Genomic DNA, 19166 nt, shown 5'->3' on the forward strand with positions numbered 1-19166 from the left:
TCGCCGGCGGGCCGCAGCAGTCCGCCAGCGCTCCCCGAGCGATCGAGAAAATCGTCATGGCCGAAGCGAAAACTCCAACGTCCCAGCGCCCTATCGTAACGATGCAACGCATCGGCAAGTCGTTTGGCGCGAACCGCGTGCTGTCGGACATTTCGTTCGAGGTCAAGGCCGGCGAAACGCATGCACTGCTCGGCGAAAACGGTGCGGGCAAGTCGACGCTCATGAAGATCCTCATGGGCGCGTATCGGACGGACGAAGGCCGGATTCTGTTCGACGGCGAGGATGTCACCGCCCTGTCGCTTCGAGAGAGGATAGATCGCGGAATCGCAATGATCTTCCAGGAACTGAGCGTGTTGCCGAATCGTTCGGTTGCCGAAAACCTGTTTATCCTTCGCGAGCCGCTCGCCTTCGGCCGACGTGTCGATGCCAGAAAAATGCTGCGCGAGGCCCGGGCTCTGATCGAGCGATATGCCTTCTCGCTCGATGCTTCGGCACGTGTGGGCGACCTGGCGTTCGCTCAGCGCCAGATGGTCGAGATTCTCAAAGCGATCTCGCGGGGCGCCAAGCTGCTCGTAATGGACGAGCCGACTTCGTCGCTGACCATCCATGAGGAGGAAACGCTTTTTCGGACAATCGGTCAGCTCAAGCAGAACGGAATCGGTATCGTCTACATCAGCCATCGCATGGCCGATGTGCTGCAGCTTTCGGATCGCATCTCGATCATCAAGGATGGACGTCTGGTCGGTCCGCTCGATCCGGAGAAGACGTCCATCGAGGATATCGCGGCGTTGATGTCCCGGCCCAAGGTCCAAACGCCTTCCCCCGCCGCAGCCGCGCCAGCAAATCGGCAGCCTGCAACGCCCGCCGGGACGCCGGCTCTTGAGGTCCGTGACCTTGCCACCTCGCGCAAACTGTCCGGCGTGTCGTTCTCGATCGGCCCGGGCGAGATCGTCGGCCTTGCCGGGCTTGTCGGCAGTGGCCGCTCGACCCTGGGCAAGGCCTTGTTCGGCATCCTTCCGGATGTAACCGGCCACATCGCCGTCGGGAGCGACCCCGTCCAGCCGGGCAGTGTCAGCAGGGCCATCGCTGCCGGTATCGCGCTTGTCCCCGAAGACCGTCGGCTCGAAGGTCTTGTGGGTGGACGTTCGATCGAGGAGAACCTCGCACTTCCCCGCCTTTCCGAGTTCTCGCTGGCGGGTCCGTTCGGGCCGATGGCGAAGGCCCGGATAACGGCTCTGTTCAGACAATACCGGGACGATCTCAGTATCCTGTGCCGCGGTCCCTTACAGAAAGCCCAGGAGCTTTCGGGCGGCAATCAGCAGAAGATCGTCTTCGCCAAATGGCTGGCCATGAAGCCGAAGCTGTTGATCCTCGACGAACCAACCTCCGGCGTCGACATCAATGCCAAGCGCGATATGCGCGAACTTGTGCGCCGCACGGCCGGCGAAGGCGTCGCCGTGCTGCTCATTTCTTCGGAACTCGAAGAACTCCTGGATTTGTCCGATCGCATTCTGGTGATGGCGCAAGGGCGGATCACGCGCAGCATCGATCGCGCGGACGACGAGACAAAACTTCGCGCGTTGCTGCAGGCCGAGGCGGCCAGACAAGCCAGTACGCGCGCCCAGGGAGTTGCAGCATGAAACCTTCGCCTATGCCCTCGCACGCAAATGCGATAAATTTTTTCCGCGATCACATCACCTATGTGATCTTCCTGGCGATAACCCTCTACTTCGTCCTGTTTGCTCCCCACTTCGCGTCTGTCTCGACCGCAAGCGCGGTTCTGCGCATCACGGCCATCGTTTCGGCAATGGCGATCGGCATGACATTCGTCATCATCTGCGGCGAAATCGACCTGTCGGTAGGATCGGTTGCAAGTTTTTCAGGGATGATCGGAGCGCTGCTGCTCGGCCAGGATGTTCCCACCTACGTCGCAGCTCTTCTGGTGCTGGCAGCCGGCGCAGCGATCGGGGCCACCTCCGGCATCCTTGTTACGAAAATACGCATCCCATCGTTTCTTGTGACCCTTGGCATGCTGTCGATCTTTTCCGGACTGGCGCTGACGATCACCGGCACCCGGCCAGTGTCGATCGTCGACGATGATTTCTCGAACCTGTTCTGGAACGGCAGTTTTCTGGGCGTGCAGGCGCCAATCTGGTGGACGATCGTCCTAACTGCCGTCGGCTATTATCTTCTGCACCAGATGCCCTTCGGCAGGCGTGTTTATGCGACTGGTGGAAACCCTGTAGCCGCCCGCTTTTCCGGGGTGCGGACGGACAGCGTCAAGATTTTCGCCTTTGTGCTGTCCGGCATGATGGCATCCCTTGCAGGCATGATGCTCGCGGCCCGCTCCACCGCCGGCAATCCCAGCCTCGGGGCGGGTCTCGAACTCGACGTCATCGCGGCCGTGATCATAGGCGGGACAAGTCTCTTCGGCGGCTATGGATCGATCGTCGGTTCTGTCGTCGGAGCAATCTTCATAGGAATTCTCGGATTCGGTCTTCTCGTGCTCGGTCTTTCGACCAGCATCCAGGAGGTGATCAAGGGCGCTATCATCATCATTGCCGTCTCGTTGAACCGGCGTTGAAAGCAGCAGAGTTCCATGACCCGACGAAACGCGCGCGTTCCACGCGTTGACTGCCGAAGTAGGACCGACCCACCCGAAATTCTCTGCCGTCACAGACCTGCTGGCCCGCTCGGTGTCCGCGCTAGGTAGCGGCTTCGTTGGCCAGGTGGTCCTGCATGAGGTCACCATAAGGTTCAACATCGAATGCGGTTGGAAAATTCTCGGGCTTATAGGCCGGGATCGCCGCCTTCCGATCCAGAACCGACTGATGGACCAGCGGCCGCCGTTCCTGTCGCTCGATCGTGCGCGGCTCGGCTTGCGGTAGGTAGAAGCCGAGGACCGATTTTCGCTTCCATTCACGCCATTTGACGGACTTTGGGATCCACTCGAGCGGCTTCCAGCCCACGGTCATTGAATCATGCACGATCCCCAACGGATCGGGGCTGACGAACGTCATCGTCCCCTCGCCCTTCCCTTCCCCGAAGACAAGCCGCTCCAGCATGCGGGAATTGGTCTGCAATCCAAATGCTTTGGCCTGATCAACCATCCAGTCGAGCGGAAATTTGGATATGGCGCTTTCCTCTTCAGGATAGCCACCGCCGACATCGGAATGAGATCCGGCGAACCAGACTTGTTTGATATCCTGCTCTTTTGCCGGCGAAATCTTGTCGAAAGGATTTTCGACGAATGGCTGCGGCTCGACCCACCGGTTCAGCCGGAACATGCGACGATGCTCATCGATCGCAATTGCATGTCGAAAGACTTCGACGCTCGGGTTGGTCCTCGTATGCGGCAGTGTGAGGAGCTGTGGCAGAAGCCGGTCGCCTCGCGGCACGATGATCGACGCTACGGTGTCCCAGACACCAAGAAACTTGATGCGCGCGTCCCGGGCTCCTGAAACCTTGGAAAAGTGCCAGGCAACGTTAAGGTCGTGCTCGTCGCTGGCTTGCTTGTAAGAGCTTACGGCATACTCGACGATGTTGAGTTGGTCCGGATGCAGCAGGCCGATCATGTGGATCAAGCCCGCAACGGCGCGGGCTGTATAGGCTCCCCGGCTGAAGCCAAAGAGGAAGATTACGTCCCCTTCGACGTAGTGCCTGCAGATGAAGGCGTAGGCGCCGGCGATTTCAGCGTCGAGACCATATCCAGTTGCGAGCTCGAACACGGATTTCGTGTTCTGACGCCATCGCGCCCAGGCATCGCTGGCACCGATTGTTCCTATACCGGCCTCGTAATAGACGCGTTGCTCCTCATTCTTCTTCAGGATGCGGAACAACTTCAAGACATTCGAGAGATTGCGCTCGATCTGGTTTCCCGTTCCATCGCAGCAGACAACGATGTTTTTGCCAGTCCGCTTCAACGCCACCGCCTCTGACGGTCCAGTTCAGACCAACCAACTTTGACCCAAGCTGTCGATCACATCAACCGGCGTCTGACGACGGATACCGATGAGAATGTAGGCGGCGCGGTCGGCGTGTGTCCGGTGGCGAAAGAAGAGGGCTTCAATCAAAGAAGCCCGTATCCTCTTCCCTGAGATACTTCCTGGCTGCTTCGGCGTCGATATCGAGGCCCAGTCCCGGCGCTTCCAGCAGGTCCACCATGCTGTCCTTCACGATCTGCGACGGCAGGCCGATCACGAGATCCTCCCACCAGGGGTCAGAGGCGCTCGGATATTCGAAGGCAATGTAGTTGGCGGGCAAGGTGGCGCAAACGTTGATCAGGGCGCCGAGGCCCAGCAGGCCGTTGGCGGTGCCGTGCGGCGCCATCAGGATGGAGTGCATGTAGGCGTGCTCGGCGACCCATTTGAGTTCGGCAATACCGCCGATATCGGCAGGATCGGGGCCGATGACGCGCACGGCCTGCGTCTCGATCAGCTCCTTGAAATTGTGCCGCAAGTAGATCTGCTCGCCGGTATGGATCGGCGTCGAGGTGGAGGTTGTCAGCTCCCGATAGGCCTGCGGATTGACCCACGGCACATAGTCGCCGGTCAGCATGTCCTCGAGCCACATCAAATTGTACTTCTCCACCGCGCGAGCGAACTTGATCGCGTCGGGCAGCATCCAGCCCGGGCCGCAGTCGAGCGCCAGGCTGACCTTGTCGCCCAGCACTTCCTTCATGGCGATCACGCAGTCGAGCATGTGGTTGAAACCGCGCTCGCTGATCACGCCCTGATCCATGGCACCGTGATAGCCGGCCTTCTTCTGCGTCACGCCATAATGGAAGTCCTCGATGCTGTCCTTCATGTTCGAGTGGAACGAGATTCCTTGCTTGACCATGAAGAAGTTCTGCGGCTGCTCCATCATCCATTTGACGTCGGCCGCATAATCCTCCGGCCGGTCGCCCGCGCGTTTCCGGCGGATCGAGCCGTTATAGACGCGCACCTTGTCGCGCACCTTGCCGCCGAGCAGTTTGTAGGCCGGCACGCCAGCGGCCTTGCCGGCAATGTCCCACAGCGCATGCTCGATCGCGGAGACGGCGGCGCCATAGGGCTTGAACGAACCTCGCTGGCGGATCTTCAGCATCACCCGCTCGACGTCGGTCGGATCCTCGCCGATCAGCGCCTCGCGGAAATGCAGCACAAAGGGCTTGAGATAGGTCTTTGTGAACTCGACCTCGCCAAGGCCATGGAGGCCCTCGTCAGTGACGACGCGAACGATGGGATGCCGCCCGATGACAGCGCAGCGCAGGTCGGCGATCTTCATGGCACAGTCCTATTTCACAGACGAGAAAGCTGTCGGTGTGAGCAGCTGGCTGGCGATATTGGCAACGATCTGCCCGTCACGCTCAGACTCGTCCCGGGCCCTGTGCCATGCCGGATCGGTGACGAAAGCCGCCCATTTCGCCTCACGCTCGGCCAGCGATTCCCAGGCGAGGAAATAGGTAAGGCGATTGCTGTTTTCGCCGATCGCCGTGGTGAAAAACCCGGCTTGGCGGATGCCATGCCTCTCCCAGATGGCCAGCGTCTGGTCGGAAAAGCGCTTGAGCAAAGCCGGCAGCCTGCCCGGCAGGCAGTCATAGATACGCAGTTCGTAGATCATGGTTTCGTCCGTTTCTTTCTTCGCCTCTCCCCTCGGAGAGGTCGACACGAATGGCCGGTCGTTGGCCCTGTGAGCTGGAGGAATGAGGGCTGGGGGTCTGGGCTAACTCCAGGTCCGGTCCCAGCTATATTCATTGTCCCAATGCTCGGTGGATTGCCAGATGCCGACCACACCCGGCTGCAGATGCTGCGAGATCACCTCGTCTACGACGTCGTCGATCCCCAGACCCGGCTTGTCCGGAACAGTGATGAACCCGTCCTGCACGAGCGGCTTGGGAAGGCCGGTGACGATATCGTCCCACCAGTCGACATCGGCGGAGTGATATTCGAGCGCCATGAAATTCTCGGTCGCGGTGGCGACATGGGCCGCGGCCATCGCGGCGATTGGACTTTCGGCCATGTGGATGGCCATGGCGACGCCGTGATCCTGCGCCATGTCGCCGATCTTCTTGGTCTCCAGGATGCCCCCGCTGGTGAGCAGGTCCGGGTGGATAATGGAGAGGCCACCGCTCTTGAGCAGAGGCTCGAACCCCTCCTTGAGGTAGATGTCCTCGCCGGTGCAGATGGGCACCGTGGTGGCGTCCTGCAACTGCCGGTACTGCTCGGTGTACTGCCAGGGGATTACATCCTCGAGCCAGGCCGGCACGTATTTTTCAATTCGCCTGGCGAGCCGAATGCCGTTCTGCAACGAGATGTGGCCGACGTGGTCAATCGCGAGCGGGATCTCCATGCCGATGACCTCGCGAACCTCGGCAATGTACTGCTCGAGCAGGTCGAGGCCCTTGTCGGAAAAATGGAGGCCGGTAAACGGGTGGGCGACATTATGCAGGTCGTAGGCCGCGTTGCGGGCGCGCCGCTCATCAACGGTCTTGAGTGGGCCGCGGGCAGGATGAACGCGATAGCCTTCCAGTGAGCCGGCAGGAGACACGACCGCGCCGGGCACATCCGCGATCTGCATCAGCCCCAGATCCATCTTGAGGAAGGTGAAGCCGAGCTCCATGCGCTGCTTGAGACGTTTGCCGGTCTCTGTGCCGCTCGGCACGGTTGCATCGGTATCGCAATAGAGGCGCACCTTCTCCCGAAACCGGCCGCCGAGCATCTGGTAGATCGGAACGCCATAGGCCTTGCCGGCGAGATCCCACAGCGCGATTTCGACCGCCGAGACGCCGCCGCCTTGCCGGCCGTGCCCGCCGAACTGCTTGATCCGGCGAAACAGGCGATCGATGTTGCAGGGATTCTCGCCAAGCAACCGGCTCTTCAGCATCAGCGCGTAGGTGGCGCTGGCCCCGTCGCGCACCTCGCCAAGCCCGACGATGCCCTGGTTGGTGTAGATCTTGAGCAGCGCCGTTGTGAACGGTGCGCCGACGATTTCAGCCACCCGCATGTCGGTGATGCGAAGATCGGACGGCTTGGAGTTCATGTTCACCCGATCAAGGGCTTCGTCGGCTCCACCGGTCTTGGGCATCACTTATCCTCGTTTTGGTAGGCGGGCTTTTCGGCGGCATGCAGCCCCGACATGAGGCGACATGCGTCAGCCCAGCTCAATCTCGTGGGCTTGCAGGTACTCGCGGTCCATCTCGATGCCGAGACCGGGCTTCGACGTCAGTTTCAGGCTGCCGTTCGAAACGTCGAGCGGTGTGTCGATGAGATGATCGTATTTACCCAGGTTCCACTCCGACGTCTCGAGCTTGTAAAAGTTAGGAACTGTCATCATCACCTGCGCGCCCGCCACCACGTTGATCGGCCCCGCGGCGTCATGCGGCGAGACCGGGACGTAGTAGGCTTCGCACAGGGCAGAGATCTTCTTGAGTTCGGTAATGCCGCCGGTCCAGGTGACGTCAGGCATGATGTAGTCAGCGAGCTTGTTTTCGAGCACCGGCACGAAGTCCCACTTGGTGTGGCCGCGCTCTCCCCACGAGATGGCGGCGCTGACCTTCTCACGCACCTGCTTGAGGGCATTGAGGCTCTCGGGCGGGCAAGGCTCCTCGAACCAGTCGATCTGGCCGGCTTCCTCGAGGCTTCGGCAGAGGCGAATGGCGGTTGGAACATCGAAACGGCCGTGCGCGTCGATGAGAATGTCGACATCAGGGCCCGCCGTTTCGCGGATCAGAGCCGTGAGTTCGGCCGCTTCGCGCTCGTCCTTGCGAGTCATGCTGCCATCGAGGTAGCCGTCCCGCTGTTCGCGCGACACGCCATCGGCGCTACGTCCCTGATGCGGGAAAGGATCAAACTTGAGCGCGGTGTGTCCGGACTCGACGATGTCCCGAATTTCGCGGACCACCGCCTCCTTGCTGGTAAATTTGGACTGGTTAGGATGGGTGTAGAGCGCGATTTCATCGCGCACCGGCCCGCCCAGCAGCTCGTAGATGGGCTTGCCCAAAACTTTGCCCCGGATGTCCCAGAGAGCTATGTCGATGGCGCTCACGCATTCGACCGCGGCGCCGCGGCTGCCCATATAGGTGAAGCTGCGGAAAATCTTGTGCCAGAGATGCTCGATCCGGGCCGGGTCCTCGCCGGTCACGGCGGCGCCGATCTGCCGTAGGATCGTGCAGAGCGCGCGGTTGGCGAGCTTGGTGGTGGTCGTGATCTCTCCCCAGCCGCTCACCCCCTCGTCGGTCGTCACTTCGACGAACAGGTACTCTCCCCAATAGGACGCATCGGACTTGATCAGCCACGGCCGAATGCTCGTAATTTTCATGTCAGCTACCTCTGTCTGATCGTCGGGCTAGCGATGTTCTGGAACGGGCATTCTATCCGGCCCGAGCGGCGTTGCGCGCACGCATATGTTCGAGGATGTGCCGGCCGGAGCCCTCGACATGGCGAGCAACGAGTTCGGCCGCCTTGTCGGCGTCTCCGGCTTTTACGAACGCGATGAGCTCGCAGTGCTCGCGAATGATCGCGGCACGCCGGGCAAGCGTGAAATTGAAACGCCGGCTCACGGCTCGCAGCACTTCACGATGCTTCCACCAAAGCTCGGCGGCATGGCGGTTGTAATGCCGCTGGTACATCACGGTGTGGAAGGCGGTATCCAGCTCGCTGTGCCTGAACGTATCGGCGAAGTTGTTCTCTTCAATCAGGTCCTGGAGACGTTGGAGTTCGGCGATGTCCTCGCCGGTGGCCATATTCACAAACCATCGCGTCAGGGCCGGCTCGATCAGAACGCCGATCTCATAAATGTCGCGGACAAACTCCTGATCGATAGGCCGGACGCGCGCCCCGCGGTTGGGGAGAAAGGTGACAAAGCCTTCGCCGCGCAACAGCTGCAAGGCTTCGCGCACGGGGTTGGTCGAGGTGCCGTGGCGCCGGGCGAGATCAGTGACCACGAGCCGTTCGTTGGCGGCAAGCCGTCCCTCGATGATGTCTTCCCTGATCAGCTCATAAAGCGAGGCGCCCTCGCTGGACGCCCCTATGGGGTCAATCCCCACCGGTGGCTTGGCTTTGAAATCGTTTGGTTCGGCCAAGGCCGGCTCCCCTGGATTAATACACACCCTTTCCGATTAACACGCAAAGTTTCGATAAACAATGTACGATCTAACGCGTTGACAGGCAATTCATGATCTGAAAACGTACAAGGCTCCCGAACGGGTACACAGATACAAAGACGTCCTGCGATCAAACGAGCAAGACCGCTTTGCCTCGCCGCAAAGCGGCATGGGAGAACCAGGGAGGATACCTATGACGAGGATTATACTCGGCAGTGCGGTCCTGCGCGGCACTGTCGCCAGCGTTTTGGCGGCATCACTGATGTCCACATCGGCGCTGGGCGCGCCGCCGGTCGACCTCAGCAAGTGGTCGCCGGAATATGTCCGCGCCATTGCGGGCACACAGGATTTCGACACGGCGGCCGATTGTGCCAAGGTCACCCCGCTGGACTACAAGGGGCGACTGACCTTCTGGTATCAGGGCGTTTTCGAGGGCGACCCCGACCTCCTGCGCCAATACTACAAGGAATTCTTCGAAACCTTCCGCAAGACCTATCCAAACATCCAGCTCGAGGAACAAGCCCTCACCTATAACGATCTTCTCGACAAGTTCCGCACCGCGCTCCTCGGCAATGCCGCGCCGATGGCGGTCCGCTTGCAAATCCTGGGTGGTACCGAATTCGCTTCAAAAGGCTATCTGCAGCCGCTGAAGCCCGAGGATGTGGGCTATTCGACCGAGGACTTCTGGCCCGGCGCCATGAAGGCCGTGACCTGGGACGGGGTGACCTACGGCATTCCAACCAACAACGAAACGATGGCGTTCATCTGGAACGCCGACATCTTCAAACGCGCCGGCCTCGATCCGGACAAGCCACCGGCAACCTGGGACGACGTCATCAAGTATTCCAAGCAGATCCACGACAAGCTCGGCATTGCCGGGTATGGCCTCGTGGCTCGCAAGAATGCCGGCAATACGCCGTATCGCTTCATGCCGCAGCTATGGGCCTATGGTGGCGGCGTCTTCGACGAAGCGGCGGCAAACCCGACCTATGAGCAGGTCGAACTCGACAGCCCGCAGAGCAAGGCGGCGCTGCAGGCTTCCTACGACATGTATGTTCGCGACAAGTCGGTTCCGGTTTCGGCACTCACCAACCAGCAGGCCGATAACCAGCCCCTGTTCGTCGCCGGCCAACTCGGCATGATGATCTCGCACCCGTCCGACTACAATGTCATGCTCGACCTGCAGAAGAAGGCGACGGGCACCGACAAGGACAAGGCGCAGACCGTCATCGACAACATGCGCTACGGCCTGATCCCGGCCGGGCCCGACGGCAAGCGCGCGGTCGTGTTCGGCGGCTCGAACATCCACATCCTGAAGCCCGAATATGTCGAAGGCGGCAAGGTAGACGAGCCGGCGGCGAAGGCTATCATCTGCATGTGGACGAGCCCTGAATGGTCGCTGAAGATGGCCTATGCCGGATCGAATCCCGGCAACCTGAACGGCTTCAAGACCAAATGGATGAAGGAACGTCTGGACAACATCAAATTCCTCGATGTCACGACCTCGATGCTGCCATACGGCATCCCGTTCCCGGCGCTGCCGCAGGCCCCGGAGATCATGAACATCATCGTCCCGGACATGCTGCAGAATGCCCTGACCGGAGCGATGACCGTCGACCAGGCGGCGGACGACGCGGCCCAGAAGGTGAAAGACCTGATGGGCGGGCTCTAGCCTGCGCCTGACCCACGACCTGACCGGCTGCGCTGACAGCGCAGCCGGTTCGTTCCGAAGAAACAAGGGCATACCATCGTGACGATCGTGACCGGCAAGGCCGAGGCGCGCCGAAAATTGCAACCCGGCAGGTCCGGTGCGCTGCGGGATATCTGGGAGCATCGCGCCGACTACGCGTACGTGCTGCCCGCGATCGCCGTGATGCTCATCGTCATCGCCTATCCGATCTACTACACGATCGAGCTGTCGTTCTATAAGACGCCGCCCGGCTTGCAGCTTCGTGACAAGACCTTCATCGGCTTCGACAACTACACGGCCATCCTCACCAGCGAGGTGTTCTGGAAAGTCACCTGGAACACGCTGATCTGGACATTCGGGTCCACTTTCATCTCCTTTGTCCTGGGGTTTGCTACAGCGCTGGCGCTCCACCGCGACTTTATCGGCCGCGGTGTGCTGCGCGCTATCCTGATCATTCCCTGGGTCATCAGCGCGGTCGCCGCCTCCTATATCTGGAAGTGGATCTACCATTCGGATTTCGGCATCATCGGCGCAGTGCTGGTCGGCCTCGGATTGGCCGACCGACCGCCGAATTTCATCGACAATGTCAGCACCGTTCTCCCCTCCCTGATCGTCGTCAACATCTGGCGCGAGTTTCCGTTCGCCATGATCATGATGATGGCGGGCCTGCAGACAGTCCCCGAGCAATTGCTGCTCGCCGCGAAAGTTGACGGAGCCAATGCCTGGCAGCGCTTCTGGCACGTCACCTTCCCGCACCTTCGAAACGTCTCGGTGGTGACGATCCTGCTGCTGGCAGTGGCCAACTTCAATTCCTTCATCATCCCCTGGATCATGACCGGCGGCGGGCCGTCGAACGCGTCGCATATCTGGATCACCCATATTTACGAACTCGCCTTCGGCCGGCAGCGCTGGGGCGTGGCATCGGCCTATTCGGTGCTCCTGTTCATCATCCTGATGACGCTGGGCTACTTCTATGTCCGTGCGCTGAGCGGCAACGAGCGGAAGGAGGGCGGTGCATGAGCGCGATTGCCGAGACGGTCTCCCGAGGCCAGACCCGTCGCCGTATGCGCGTCGACGGATGGCGGTGGGCCGGGCGCATCTTTCTCGCGTTCATGCTGCTTTATACGGCATTGCCGATGATCTGGATGCTGATCACCTCGATCAAATCCGGGTTCGCGGCGACGCAATTCCCGCCGCAATGGTGGCCGGACGAGCCGACCCTCGCCAGCTATCAGAAACTGCTCGATCCGCAGAACAGCGTCGGCCAGGACTTCCTCCGCTTCTTCTGGAATAGCCTGTTCGTGTCGACCGTCACGACAATCCTTTCCGTAATCGTGGCTGTCCCCGCGGCCTACGCTTTTTCGCGCTTCAGTTTCCCCGGACGGAACTTCCTGTTCTTCGCCGTTTTGCTGCGCAACATGTTTCCGGCAGTGATCTTTCTCGTGCCGCTCTTCATCCTGATGCGCGCGATCGGCCTGGTGAACACGCACGGCTCGCTCATTCTCACCTATCTGACCTTCGGGCTGCCGCTGGCGATCTGGCTGCTCAAGGGCTTCTACGACAACATCCCGGTGCAACTCGAGCAGGCGGCGCGCATCGACGGCGCAACGCGGTTCCAGGCCTTCATCCTGATCGTGATGCCGCTCTCGACGCCTGGGATCATCGCCACCGCGATCTATTCCTTCATCGGCGCGTGGAACGAATACATCTACGCCTACACCTTCCTTTCCAAGAACGAGCAATTGACGCTGCCGGTCGGCATCCAGCGCTTCTTCTCGGAAAACACGACGGACTTTCCGGGCCTGATGGCGGCCAGCTTCATGATGAGCGTGCCCGTCGTGGTGCTGTTCCTCGTCCTGCAACGATACTTCGTACGCGCCCTTACAGAAGGCGCGGTCAAGCATTAGGGAGTTGCCGATGGCCCACGTGGTCCTCAAAGATCTCGTCAAGACCTATGGCGGCTTCAAAGCTGTCAACGATGTTTCGCTGACGGTCAATGACGGCGAATTCGTTGCGCTGGTCGGCCCTTCAGGCTGCGGCAAGACAACCACGCTCAATCTCGTCGCGGGGCTGACCTCGATCACATCGGGCGACATCGCCATCGGAGACCGGGTGGTCAATGATCTCGACCCCAAGGACCGGGACATCGCAATGGTGTTCCAGAACTACGCGCTGTACCCGCAGAAATCGGTCTACAAGAACCTGGCGTTCCCGCTGCAGATGCGCAAACTCTCCAGGGACGAGATCGACAAGAAGGTCAGGGAAGCGGCGCGCGTTCTCGACATGACGCACCTGCTCGAGCGCAAACCGCGGGAACTTTCGGGCGGGCAGCAGCAGCGCGTCGCCCTTGGCCGTGCCCTCGTCCGCGACCCCGCTGTGTTCCTCATGGACGAGCCGCTCTCCAACCTCGACGCCAAACTGCGCGTGCAGATGCGATCCGAGATCAAGCGCTTCCACCAGGACCTCAAGGCAACGATCATCTACGTGACGCACGACCAGCTCGAAGCCGTGACCATGGCCGACAAGATGGCGGTGATGAATGGCGGCTATCTGCAGCAATACGATTCACCGGCGCAGGTCTTTGCCCATCCGGTCAACATGTTCGTCGCCAGCTTTATCGGCAGCCCGGCGATGAGTCTCATTCCGCTGGAGGCTTCGACGGCAAACGGCAGCACCGCGCTGACCAGCGCGGAAGGCTGGACGCTTGAGCTGTCGCAACTCAACGCGCGCAAGGTCCAGGGAGCGACCACCAAGAAGGTCGTGCTCGGCGCGCGGCACTCGACGATCAAGCTGCACAAAAGCGCGGTCCCGGGCGCCATTCCGGCCAAGGCCTATACGGTGGAGCCGACCGGAGACGTCACCTTCGTGCAAGCATTCCTGTCGGGCGCCATCGTCAACATCAGCGTGTCGCCCAACGTCGCCGTCAAACCTGATGAGCGGATCTGGCTCGAGTTCGACCAGGAGCGGATGCATCTGTTCGACGGCGAAACTGAAATGGCCCTCAAGGCCGATTGAGACAGGGGATGCGCGTGGAACGCGGGCGTGTATGACCAAGAACCTGAAGATCACCGCGATCAAGCCCTACCCGGTATGGGTGGGAACGCGCAACCAGATGCTCGTCAAGGTCGAGACCGACCAGGGTATCTTCGGCTGGGGCGAGAGCGGCTTGAGCGGTCGCGAGAAAGCCGTGGCGGGCGCGGTCGAGCACTATCGCGAGTTTCTCATCGGCCGCGACCCGATGCAGATCGGCCTGATCTGGCAGGAGGTTTACCGCAGTCAGTACTTCGAAGGAGGCCGGGTCCTGCAGGCGGCGATTTCCGCCATCGACATCGCCCTTCATGACATCAAAGGCAAGGCGCTGGGGGTGCCCGTCTACGAGCTGCTTGGCGGCAAGCAGCGCGACCGCGTGCCCACCTTCGCCTCGACCGGAGACGAAGCCGAGGGCGATGTTGCGATCGAACGCGCCCGCGAACTGCGCGCGCAGGGCTGGCAGGCAATCCGCTTCTTCCCCATCGGACAAAGCAGCAAGGACGTCTTCGAGCCGCGTGAATCGATCGGCCCTACGGCGAGCATGCTGAACAAAGCGCGCGAGGCGCTGGGCGATGAGGTGGTGCTCGGCGTCGATTATCATCACCGGCTGTCGGTGGCCGAGGCGGCGAGCTTCTGCAGCAAGCTCGGCCGCGGCGTGCTTGATTTCCTCGAGGAGCCGATACGGGCCGAGACACCAGAGGCGTACGAGTCCCTTCGTACGATGACCGACATCCCCTTTGCCATCGGCGAGGAATTTGCCAGCAAGTGGCAGTTCCTGCCTTACATCGAGCGCGGCATCCACCAGTTCAACCGGCTCGATGTCTGCAATGTCGGCGGGCTCACCGAGGCGATGAAAGTCGCTGGCTGGAGCGAGGCGCACTATGTGGACCTGATGCCACACAATCCCCTTGGCCCGGTGTGCACGGCCGCAACCGTGCATCTCGCCGCCGCGGTGCCCAACTTTGCGTGGCTAGAAACCAGGATCCCCGAAAGGAAGCTGGGTTTCGACAATTCCGACTTTTTCCCCGTACAGCCAAGGCTCGACGGGCCCGATTATCCGGTCAGCGACCTGCCGGGGCTCGGCGTCGAGGTCAATGAAGCGGCGGTCCAGGCGCAGAGTTTCCGTTTCTGGGAAGCGCCACATCTCAAGCGCCGCGACGGCTCTGTCACCAACTGGTAATTCAATTTCAACCGGAGTCCGAAAATGACGCATACTCCCGATATCACGCGGCCGCCCAAGGACCTGATCGACGCGCTAAGGGAGATCGGCGCCGCCACGGTCGCGGGCACACTTGGCCATATGGGCTTTCGCAATCCGCACATGGTCGGCCCGGTGCCGCAGAACCATGGGAAGTCGATCGTCGGGCCGGCACTGACATTGCAGTTCATGCCGCAGAGACCGGACCTCTTCACCGAGGGAGAATATGCCGATCCGGAGACGCAACTTCACAGACATGTGCTCTACCATGCGCAGGAGGGCGACGTGGTCGTCGTCGATGCGCGCGGCGACATGAGCTCCGGTGTCTTCGGCGATATGATGTCGACCTATTTCAAGGGCAGAGGCGGTGCGGGCATTGTCATCGATGGGTGCATGCGCGACCGGCCCAATGTCGAAAAGCTCGACCTGCCTCTTTGGCTGCGCGGCTGGACGCCAAATTATCATGTGCAGACCAGCATCTATCCCAATGCGGTCAACGTTCCGATTGCCTGCGGCGGTGTCACGGTGATCCCCGGCGACATCATCGTCGCCGATGACGACGGGGTGGTGGTGCTTCCCGTCGCAATGGCCCCGAAGGTCATCGAAGAATCCCAGAAGCATCACGATTGGGAGGAATTCTCACGAATGAAACTCATGGGGGGCGCGCCGTTGCAACGCTACTATCCACTGCACCCAAGCGCGAACGACGAGTACGAGGCTTGGCGGAAAGCCAACGCCAAACCTTGATAGACAGGATGAACTGACAGTCGCCAGCGCGCGTCAGCCATTCCCCCTAATTTATCCTGGCGCCGCGCTGTGCGTCGAACAGGTGCGCCTTGCGCACCATCGTCTCCAGCCCGATCTCCTGATCAGGTTTGAATGGCGGCCGATCCCGGCTCTCCGCCCGCTCGTTGACCTAAGCTGGGTTTAATCCCTGGCCACTCCAGACCTGTCCCTGCCGAAAGCTGGCGGCTTTTGCATCGGGAGATACCTGACCGCGCTGGTGGCGACACATTACCGTAACGGAAGCGGTCCTATCATTCATTCGGTGATTTTGGGCGGGGGCCGGGATCGTCGGCCGGGACCGTCAAGATTAGGGGACCTGATATGGCCACGCAGCTTTGTCACATAGAGACAGCATTCTCGGGAGCGGGCTCGGCAATGGCTCCAAAGTTCGCGGAATCATGCGCTTGGGCGAATGCACGAGGCGTAACAATCTATCAGCGTTCAAAAACGGTATGGATCGCGGCCGGCGGCTATCGAGGCCGCGATTTGAAAGTAAAGGGACGGTCGCCTGCCACCGCGCTCGCACTATGGATTGAGGCTGTCCAGTACAGAGGTTCTACATGAGGCTGACCAACGAGGCGTCCAAGGCACGCAAGGAGATCAGCATCCATCGTATCGCCGCCCTGATACCAGCTTAGGATATCGCAGGCCGTCGCCGAAAATCGATCCCCGGCCAAGCTTTGTCCATGCGATCAGCCCGGCCGCTTTGGTCGAGCTGGTTCATCATGAGCCCGCGAGCGCCAGCATGACGCTCGCCCCAAGTGCGGAACGCACCTGGCTCAACATCAAGCGGACGCCCGGAGCTGAAAATTTTACGCGGCCGCGCCTGGCGCCGCGGCTCCGGTCGCGTAAAAATGCTTCTGTCGAAGCTCGAATCAACTCCGCCATCATGTTTTCTCCAGAAGAAACGCCCATATAAAAGCAGGTTGGCGGGCCGTTGCCATTCGGGCAGACACCGCTGGCGTTGCGGCGGTGATCCGAACCCGCCAAAACGGATGGCGCGCCCTGCCGGACGGTTTGATATCGCGGTCAACACGTAGGGAGAAACACGCGATCGGGTTGCGCTCGGCATGTGTTGATGGTTTGTTGCCGGTCAGCGGAGAACGAGTGATGCGAGAATCCATCGGTCAAGACGAATACGGGTCGACCAGCCCCTTCGATCCGGATGACCTGCCGAATTTGAATGCGATCGGTCCGGCGATGGGCAGCGGCAATGACTTCGAGAGATACGCGGTCGCCGTCATAATCGTGTTCGGCGCCCTGATCATAGGCGGGCTGATGGCCGCGTCGATGACCTTCGGCCACCGCAACGGTTTCCTGTTCGCGCTCGGCGGCGCCACATCGGCCTGGATATCGGGAAACGCGCTTCTGCTCGACCGGCCGCGCATCTACGCACTGTTCGTCGGCATCGCGGCCCTGATGCTGATCGCATCCACCGTCACGCTGATTTCGTGACGGCTTGATCGTCAATTAAAGCGGTCGTTTCACGGAAACCCAGACCGCCCTGTCTTTTCGTTTTCGATGCGATTGCGGACGCGGGTTCACGCGCTTGCGGAGTGCGCCAGTCCCATCAATAGCCGAGCGCCTCGCCGGAAGCGGCGCGGCTGTCGATGGCGCCATTGTAGCGGGCGCCGCCACCCTTCCCAATTTCCGCCAGGCTCTTGCCGCCGACCAGTATGCCCGCTGCCTGACCCCAGGTCTTGTCGCTGAGATCGAGATGATAACCCATGCCGGCCAGCAACCTTTCGGTGTCCGGCGACAGTCCGAACGGCTCGATATAGACCGTGTCGGGCAGCCATTGATGATGGATGCGCGGCGCGTCGATCGCCTCCTGGATGTTCATGCCGTGGTCGATGACGTTGACGATGGCTTCCAGCGTAATGGTGATGATGCGCGAACCGCCGGGGCTGCCGATGACCATGAACGGCTTGCCGTCCTTGGCCACCACGGTCGGGCTCATCGACGACAGCGGCGTCTTCTTCGGCTGGATGGCGTTGGCCTCGCCCTGGACCAGGCCGTAGAGGTTGGGCACGCCGGGCTTCTGGGTGAAATCGTCCATCTCGTTGTTGAGCAGGATACCGGTTCCGTCGGCGACGACGCCGGCGCCAAACGAGCCGTTGAGCGTGTAGGTGACCGCGACCGCGTTGCCGTCCTTGTCGATGATCGAATAATGCGTCGTCTCCTTGCTCTCGCCGAACCCCTTCGGCATCAGGTCCTGAGACACGCCGGCCCGGAACGGATCGATCTTGTCGCGGATGTCCTTGGCGTAGGCCTTGTCCAGCAGTTTCGAGACCGGATTGTCGACGAAATCGGGATCTCCGAGCGCCGAATTGCGGTCGACATAGGCGTGGCGCATGGCTTCGATCATGACATGCACGGTCTCGGCCGAACCGGCGCCAAGATAGGACAGCGGATAGCCTTCCAGCACGTTGAGGATTTCACAGATGATGACGCCGCCGGAGCTGGGCGGCGGCGAGGAAATGATCTCGTAGCCGCGATAGGAACAGGTCACCGGCTTGAGCTCGCGCACCGCATATTGTTCGAAATCGCCCTTGGCCAGGATACCGCCCTTGGCGCCGCTTGCCTTGACGATGGCATCGGCGATGGCGCCCTTGTAGAAGGCGTCGGGGCCTTTTTCGGAAATCGCCGAGAGCGACGCGGCTAGGTCGGGTTGGACCAGCCGCTCGCCGATGCCATAGGGCTTGCCATCCGGCTTCAGGAATATGGCCGCCGCGGCGGGATCCTTCGCCAGCCTGTCGGCACCTCCGGCAAACGAGGCGGCGTCACCCTGATTGAGGATGAACCCGTCCTTGGCATAGCGAATGGCCGGCGCCATGAGGTCCTGCCGGGACAAGGTGCCGTATTTTTCGCGCGCCATCTCGAAACCGGCGACGGAGCCCGGCACGCCGACGGCGAGGTAGCCGTCGAGGCTGGCGCCTTTCACTGGTTTGCCGTCCTTGTCGAGATACATGGTCTTGGTCGCGGCCAGCGGCGCACGTTCGCGGAAATCGAGGAAGGTCGACTTGCCGTCCTTGAAGCGGACAGTCATGAAGCCGCCGCCGCCGATATTGCCGGCATTGGGATAGACGACGGCGAGCGCATAACCAACGGCGACCGCCGCATCGACGGCGTTGCCGCCCTTCTTCAGGACTTCGACGCCCACCTCCGACGCCAGATGCTGCGCGGTGACAACCATGCCGTTCTCGCCTTTGGCAGGCGCTGGCGAGGCGGCGAAGGCGGCCGCCCATGGCGCGAAAGCGATTGTGAAGGAGAGGCTGACGGCGATCAGCGTGCGGCGAGTGATATGCATGGCGAGGCTCCTGGCGGGGGACGCCTAGGAAACCGTGTTGGGGTGATCGAGTCCACTAACAATTGAGGGA

16 protein-coding genes are annotated in these 19166 nt (G+C 61.1%); 9 read left to right on the forward strand and 7 right to left on the reverse strand.

The features are described from left to right. The first annotated feature begins 56 nt into the window (after positions 1 to 56). Both FJ426_RS00505 and FJ426_RS00510 read left to right on the forward strand, forming a co-directional pair. A complete protein-coding gene (locus FJ426_RS00505) occupies positions 57 to 1640 on the forward strand; it encodes a sugar ABC transporter ATP-binding protein (RefSeq protein WP_140824708.1) in 1584 nt (527 codons plus the stop codon). Further along, the gene (locus FJ426_RS00510) at positions 1637 to 2584 is read left to right on the forward strand and encodes an ABC transporter permease (protein WP_181168517.1); all 948 of its coding nucleotides are present in this window, start codon (positions 1637 to 1639) and stop codon (positions 2582 to 2584) included. Before FJ426_RS00505 ends, FJ426_RS00510 begins: the two co-directional genes overlap by 4 nt. 121 nt (positions 2585 to 2705) lie before the next feature. Here FJ426_RS00510 and FJ426_RS00515 read toward each other — a convergent pair whose 3' ends face one another. The 6 genes from FJ426_RS00515 to FJ426_RS00540 all read right to left on the reverse strand — a co-directional run bounded on the left by FJ426_RS00515 (position 2706) and on the right by FJ426_RS00540 (position 9061). Next, the gene (locus FJ426_RS00515; protein ID WP_140824709.1) at positions 2706 to 3923 is read right to left on the reverse strand and encodes a DUF2235 domain-containing protein; all 1218 of its coding nucleotides are present in this window, start codon (positions 3921 to 3923) and stop codon (positions 2706 to 2708) included. Positions 3924 to 4065: 142 nt separating this feature from the next. Next, complete coding sequence (locus FJ426_RS00520) at positions 4066 to 5265, reverse strand: mandelate racemase/muconate lactonizing enzyme family protein (protein WP_140564765.1); 1200 nt, start codon at positions 5263 to 5265, stop codon at positions 4066 to 4068. 9 nt (positions 5266 to 5274) lie between these two features. Beyond that, positions 5275 to 5601, reverse strand: a complete 327-nt coding sequence (locus tag FJ426_RS00525) for an NIPSNAP family protein (protein ID WP_140496531.1) — start codon at positions 5599 to 5601, stop codon at positions 5275 to 5277. A gap of 102 nt (positions 5602 to 5703) precedes the next feature. Next, positions 5704 to 7065 (reverse strand): mandelate racemase/muconate lactonizing enzyme family protein, encoded by a 1362-nt coding sequence (locus FJ426_RS00530; protein ID WP_140557675.1) that lies wholly within the window; start codon positions 7063 to 7065, stop codon positions 5704 to 5706. A 66-nt stretch (positions 7066 to 7131) separates the two neighbouring features. Then, positions 7132 to 8298, reverse strand: a complete 1167-nt coding sequence (locus tag FJ426_RS00535) for a mandelate racemase/muconate lactonizing enzyme family protein (RefSeq protein WP_140824710.1) — start codon at positions 8296 to 8298, stop codon at positions 7132 to 7134. A gap of 52 nt (positions 8299 to 8350) precedes the next feature. Beyond that, complete coding sequence (locus FJ426_RS00540) at positions 8351 to 9061, reverse strand: GntR family transcriptional regulator (protein ID WP_140560845.1); 711 nt, start codon at positions 9059 to 9061, stop codon at positions 8351 to 8353. A 214-nt stretch (positions 9062 to 9275) separates the two neighbouring features. Between FJ426_RS00540 and FJ426_RS00545 the strand changes: the two genes are divergently transcribed. The 7 genes from FJ426_RS00545 (at position 9276) to FJ426_RS00575 (ending at position 17241) form a co-directional block, all read left to right on the forward strand. Beyond that, positions 9276 to 10754: a sugar ABC transporter substrate-binding protein gene (locus FJ426_RS00545; RefSeq protein ID WP_140496539.1), complete on the forward strand. Its 1479-nt coding sequence runs from the start codon at positions 9276 to 9278 to the stop codon at positions 10752 to 10754. A 78-nt stretch (positions 10755 to 10832) separates the two neighbouring features. Next, positions 10833 to 11792, forward strand: a complete 960-nt coding sequence (locus FJ426_RS00550; protein WP_140496541.1) for a sugar ABC transporter permease — start codon at positions 10833 to 10835, stop codon at positions 11790 to 11792. Continuing rightward, positions 11789 to 12679, forward strand: coding sequence for a carbohydrate ABC transporter permease (locus FJ426_RS00555; protein WP_140560846.1), 891 nt, complete (start codon positions 11789 to 11791; stop codon positions 12677 to 12679). Before FJ426_RS00550 ends, FJ426_RS00555 begins: the two co-directional genes overlap by 4 nt. Positions 12680 to 12689: 10 nt before the next feature. Next, positions 12690 to 13787, forward strand: coding sequence for an ABC transporter ATP-binding protein (locus FJ426_RS00560; RefSeq protein WP_140560847.1), 1098 nt, complete (start codon positions 12690 to 12692; stop codon positions 13785 to 13787). A gap of 31 nt (positions 13788 to 13818) precedes the next feature. After that, entirely contained in the window at positions 13819 to 14982 is a 1164-nt protein-coding gene (locus FJ426_RS00565) for a mandelate racemase/muconate lactonizing enzyme family protein (RefSeq protein WP_140496547.1), read from the forward strand. 24 nt (positions 14983 to 15006) lie between these two features. Beyond that, the gene (locus tag FJ426_RS00570; RefSeq protein WP_140496549.1) at positions 15007 to 15747 is read left to right on the forward strand and encodes a ribonuclease activity regulator RraA; all 741 of its coding nucleotides are present in this window, start codon (positions 15007 to 15009) and stop codon (positions 15745 to 15747) included. 1149 nt (positions 15748 to 16896) lie between these two features. After that, positions 16897 to 17241, forward strand: a complete 345-nt coding sequence (locus FJ426_RS00575) for a hypothetical protein (protein WP_140496551.1) — start codon at positions 16897 to 16899, stop codon at positions 17239 to 17241. A gap of 115 nt (positions 17242 to 17356) precedes the next feature. Here the strand turns inward: FJ426_RS00575 and ggt are convergent, their stop codons facing one another. After that, positions 17357 to 19096 carry a gamma-glutamyltransferase gene (gene ggt, locus FJ426_RS00580; protein ID WP_140560848.1) on the reverse strand — a complete coding sequence of 580 codons (1740 nt, stop codon included), beginning with the start codon at positions 19094 to 19096 and terminating at the stop codon, positions 17357 to 17359. Positions 19097 to 19166: the final 70 nt, after the last annotated feature.

The sequence above is a fragment of the Mesorhizobium sp. B2-6-4 genome, assembly GCF_006441495.1.
Classification (GTDB): domain Bacteria; phylum Pseudomonadota; class Alphaproteobacteria; order Rhizobiales; family Rhizobiaceae; genus Mesorhizobium.

Coding starts and splice junctions, on each gene's coding strand:
- FJ426_RS00505 (WP_140824708.1), top strand. CDS start 57: ATGGCCGAAGCGAAAACTCCAACGTCCCAGCGCCCTATCGTAACGATG.
- FJ426_RS00510 (WP_181168517.1), top strand. CDS start 1,637: ATGAAACCTTCGCCTATGCCCTCGCACGCAAATGCGATAAATTTTTTC.
- FJ426_RS00520 (WP_140564765.1), bottom strand. CDS start 5,265: ATGAAGATCGCCGACCTGCGCTGCGCTGTCATCGGGCGGCATCCCATC.
- FJ426_RS00525 (WP_140496531.1), bottom strand. CDS start 5,601: ATGATCTACGAACTGCGTATCTATGACTGCCTGCCGGGCAGGCTGCCG.
- FJ426_RS00530 (WP_140557675.1), bottom strand. CDS start 7,065: ATGCCCAAGACCGGTGGAGCCGACGAAGCCCTTGATCGGGTGAACATG.
- FJ426_RS00535 (WP_140824710.1), bottom strand. CDS start 8,298: ATGAAAATTACGAGCATTCGGCCGTGGCTGATCAAGTCCGATGCGTCC.
- FJ426_RS00545 (WP_140496539.1), top strand. CDS start 9,276: ATGACGAGGATTATACTCGGCAGTGCGGTCCTGCGCGGCACTGTCGCC.
- FJ426_RS00555 (WP_140560846.1), top strand. CDS start 11,789: ATGAGCGCGATTGCCGAGACGGTCTCCCGAGGCCAGACCCGTCGCCGT.
- FJ426_RS00560 (WP_140560847.1), top strand. CDS start 12,690: ATGGCCCACGTGGTCCTCAAAGATCTCGTCAAGACCTATGGCGGCTTC.
- FJ426_RS00565 (WP_140496547.1), top strand. CDS start 13,819: ATGACCAAGAACCTGAAGATCACCGCGATCAAGCCCTACCCGGTATGG.
- FJ426_RS00570 (WP_140496549.1), top strand. CDS start 15,007: ATGACGCATACTCCCGATATCACGCGGCCGCCCAAGGACCTGATCGAC.
- FJ426_RS00575 (WP_140496551.1), top strand. CDS start 16,897: ATGCGAGAATCCATCGGTCAAGACGAATACGGGTCGACCAGCCCCTTC.
- ggt (WP_140560848.1), bottom strand. CDS start 19,096: ATGCATATCACTCGCCGCACGCTGATCGCCGTCAGCCTCTCCTTCACA.